At 43.6% G+C, this 3,977-nt stretch carries 4 protein-coding genes; 3 read left to right on the top strand and 1 reads right to left on the bottom strand.

Features of this window, described 5'->3' with window-relative positions:
• Window positions 1–62 precede the first annotated feature (62 nt).
• A complete protein-coding gene (locus tag F6K37_RS27105; protein ID WP_287253471.1) occupies window positions 63–578 on the top strand; it encodes a peptidylprolyl isomerase in 516 nt (171 codons plus the stop codon).
• Window positions 579–845: 267 nt separating this feature from the next.
• Window positions 846–1,589 (top strand): DUF3747 domain-containing protein, encoded by a 744-nt coding sequence (locus tag F6K37_RS27100; protein WP_287253469.1) that lies wholly within the window; start codon window positions 846–848, stop codon window positions 1,587–1,589.
• A 244-nt stretch (window positions 1,590–1,833) separates the two neighbouring features.
• On the opposite strand, the gene F6K37_RS27095 is transcribed toward F6K37_RS27100, so the two are convergent.
• Window positions 1,834–2,256, bottom strand: coding sequence for a helix-turn-helix domain-containing protein (locus tag F6K37_RS27095; protein WP_008181378.1), 423 nt, complete (start codon window positions 2,254–2,256; stop codon window positions 1,834–1,836).
• 662 nt (window positions 2,257–2,918) lie between these two features.
• Between F6K37_RS27095 and F6K37_RS27090 the strand changes: the two genes are divergently transcribed.
• Entirely contained in the window at window positions 2,919–3,545 is a 627-nt protein-coding gene (locus tag F6K37_RS27090; protein WP_287253467.1) for a type I restriction endonuclease, read from the top strand.
• Window positions 3,546–3,977 lie beyond the last annotated feature (432 nt).

Raw genomic sequence — 3,977 nt, 5'->3', positions numbered from 1 at the left:
TCCCTGCTGTATCCTGGTTTAGTGTTAACTAAAACTCTGATTAATAAAACTGAGAAACATAGATGGCAAACCCAACCGCAACCTTAGAAACCTCTTTAGGCACAATTACCGTGGAATTGTTCACCGATGTGATGCCAGAGACAGCCGGTAATTTCATTAAACTAGCCCAGTCTGGTTTCTACGATGGTCTTCATTTCCACCGGGTGATTAATGACTTTATGATTCAGTTTGGCTGTCCCCATAGCAAGGATCCCAATAGTCCTCGCGCGGGTACCGGCAATGGCCCTGATGGCTGCATCCAGGATGAGCACCCGGACAATGCCAAAATTTCCAATCAGCCAGGTACGTTATCTATGGCAAATACCGGTGCTCCCAATAGCGGTAGTTGTCAGTTTTTCATCAATACACGGGATAATTCCTATCTCGATTGGTTTTCTCCAGGCCCCTCGAAGCACCCGGTTTTTGGTAAAGTGACTGAAGGTATGGATGTGGTGAACAAGATTCAAACCACTCCTACTGCTCGGGGTGATCGTCCCAAAACCCCTGTTCAAATGGTGAAAGTGACCATTAACGAATAACCCCTTGTAGGGTGGGCAAAAAAAGTTTAGTTATGGGTGAGTATTCTAGATAATAGAACTTTGCCCACCCTACTTTAATTGGTATTTGTTTTACTGACCGCTGACCGCTGAAGGCTGACCACTGACCACTGAATGCTTACGTTTTCTGTTTCCCTAAGATATTCTTAATCAAGCAGAGTTGATATAATTTCACAGTATCACTAGAGGAGCAAATGCTTTACTCGTAGCGTCTACTGGGAATGTTCTAACTTAGGAAAGGGAAAACCCATGAACAGATTACCCTGGCTAGCAGCTACTGCAATCACTACAGCTTCCTGCCTTACCTTAGGCGCTATCAATCCAGCAGCAGCGAATACCTTTGGCAACATCGAAGTTAACTCAAACAATTTTATTGCAGTAGCTGCCCCTTTTGGTTACAACCAGTATCAATTACTAATCATCGAGCAGATTGCAAACTGGCAAGCGTGCTGGCGTGAACGTGGCAGTAACCCAGTTATTGTAGATCCTCTGCTGCTCGACTTTGACTTTACAGGAATTTGTGGGCGCAGTACAGACAGCAACGGCTATTCTATCCGCGTCGATAGTCAAGACTTCGGCCTAGACTATATGCTCAGAGTGGTTAAACGCAATGGAGAATTGGTATTAGTAGGGAGTCACCGCATTGACCGCAATGCCCCAGACATTGAGCTTGGCCGCACCAGAGGTTTGGCTAATGGCTTTCTCAAAATCTTTCTCGATCCCGGTTGGCGATTTACCAAACGTGTCTATCAAGGCAAACAACTAGGTCACATCTATCTTACCTATGGTGCGATCGCTAATACTGTAGCGCCACAGTGGACGAGTAGCCCTCAACCCTCACCACCTACTCCCAGCAGGGAATATATTTTTACCAAACCACAAGCCCAACCCAAGACTAGTGGTGAACGTTTTCCTGGCACTAGCCCTGAAATTCCACCACCTGCACCGGCAGAATCGTCAAATGATGGCATACCAGTGTTTGAGGGGTTCTAATTAATAGGAGATACTAAGTTGACTTGGTTTCGCCCCCCTAACCCCCAGGGCTGTTTCTTGGGTCGGACTAGAATTTCACGGGTAGGGAGATAGGGAGATAGGGAGATTTTTGCTAATATAGGGGTTTTTACCGTAACACAACCCTAATGAGATACACAGGATTGTATCTCTGTTCCCTGTTCCCTATTCCCTGTTCCCTTTGAGCAATTTAGGTATCCCAATCTAAATACTGAACAGCTTTCCATCACGCTGAAATCACTTCAAAATCAGAAATCGTCTCAATCCATACCCGTGCTCCACACTTGAGGGGATCATCTGGACGATACATCACCCGACAGGGGCCATTGACCTCCACCGTATGACCGTAAACATTTTTAGTGCCTCGCTTGACCGTAATCACAGGATTCCGGTCCCCCGTCTTGAGATTGTTGCGAATCACCCTCTGGTTAACATGAATCACTGTCTTAGTGTACTCTGTACGCTTTGACCAGTTCCGTTTTGGTCCGCGAGTGCCAGGGGTGACCACCGGCATACCATCAAACAAAGGAATCACCCAAGTTCTACCCACCTTATAAGCGCCTTTAACTCTGCCTTTGCCCAGAAGGTAACGGACGCGAGTGGCAGAAACACCAAGTAATTCAGCGGCTTGTGCGGTGGAAATCATCATAGGGAGTAAACCATTGCTTTTACGATATTATTACTTTAACACACTTGTTCTGAAAAGGCAAGGATATAGTAAAACTATTGCATTAGCATAATTTAAAGTCATAGGGTCAATTGGGATTAGTGAGATTAATGGGATTAGTGATATAAAAGGGTGCTAACAAAAACTATTGCATTACCGCAATTTAAAGGAGTAATAGGTTTAATGGGTTAAATAGGGTAATAAAGAAAAGAGGGTGCTCAAACAAACTATTGCATTGTCACAATCTCAAGCAATGGGGTCAACTGGGATTAGTGGGATTAGTGACGGTAGTGGGGTAAAATAGTTATCTAAGACTATTGGATTGTCGCAATTCAGTGCTAAGTGGCTCAGTGCTGAGGGTGAGAATAGTGCTAATAGCTGACAGCTGATAAGTAGCTGGACAAAAATGAACCTCGTAGCTGTATTAACTTGTGTAAAGTTACTAAAAGTCCATCTGTTCCCTGCTCCCTGCTCCCTGCTCCCTGTTGCCTGTTGCCTAAAACCAAAAAACTTGTACCTCACCTAATTTAAAACCGCTATATTGCGGTTCTCATAGTAATGAGAATTGCTATCAATAAATCAGGTACTGTGTAATCACTTACGTCCGATTACTTAAACTATAAATTATAAATTTAAAACTACCCATGGTTCCAACAATTACTGCAAAAGAGATTACCTTACGTCAATTAAGACACAGATTCCATCTAGAACGAACTGATGATGAAAATTTTTTCAGAGAATGGCAAGACGATTTACCAGAACTGACGGATTTTGAGAAGCAATTGCTAGGGCAAGTTAAAGAAGAGTATCTGTACTTATCCGAGTCTCCGTTATTGGAAGTGATCTTAAAAATGGTGATAATATCGCCATTACTGAGACTAGCAGGATTTGATCGTCATCCCTTTGAAATCACAGCAGAGAAAGAAGTTAAAATCACCTCCGAAGATGAGGGTATGATTGTTACTGGACGTATTGATATTCTGATTTTTAAACCAGAATTCTGGGTTACTGTAATTGAAGCAAAAGGAACAAAATATGCCTTAGCAGCTGGAATTCCTCAAGTCTTAGCGTATATGTTGGCTAATCCTAATCCAGAGCAACCTGTCCTGGGGTTTATCACCAATGGAAATGAGTTTAAATTCCTAAAGATGACAACTCAAAAGCCACCTAAATATGCTCAATCCTATACATTCGCTCTTGAGAACAAAGATGATTTTTACACTGTTATGAGGATCTTAAAACGTATTAACCAAACCATCCAAAATCCGTAGTCAGCTGTCAGCCGTCAGCTGTCAGCCGTCAGCCGTCAGCTGTCAGCTGTCAGCTTATTTTCTTCAAAAGCTGTTCGCACCTTCCTCTTTTATTCAAAAGCACCTCAAGTAGCTTGCCCATTAGCTGATAGCACCTCAAGTAGCACCATCTGTAGCGCATTACCTGATAACTGATAGCTATCAACATCTTGACGGGGTTGTCCAGGATAACTGATCTACTCGCGCCCCTCAGCAAAATGTCCAACTTTTCCTGGATGGTTTAGCTTACTGCTCAGAGGATATCTCCCAAGTTTTTTGATACTGAATTTTGCCCCCCTGACCCCCCAACTTTGGGGGGAACAAGAGTCAATTTGCTTCTAAAAGTCCCCCAGAATTGGGGGACCAACGGGGGCTTGGATGTAGCAAATGAGACTTCTCAGACAACCTCTCAGA

The sequence above is a fragment of the Moorena sp. SIO4E2 genome, from assembly GCF_010671945.1.
Taxonomy (GTDB): Bacteria; Cyanobacteriota; Cyanobacteriia; order Cyanobacteriales; family Coleofasciculaceae; genus Moorena; species Moorena producens.
This window is presented reverse-complemented; position numbering and strand designations above follow the sequence as displayed.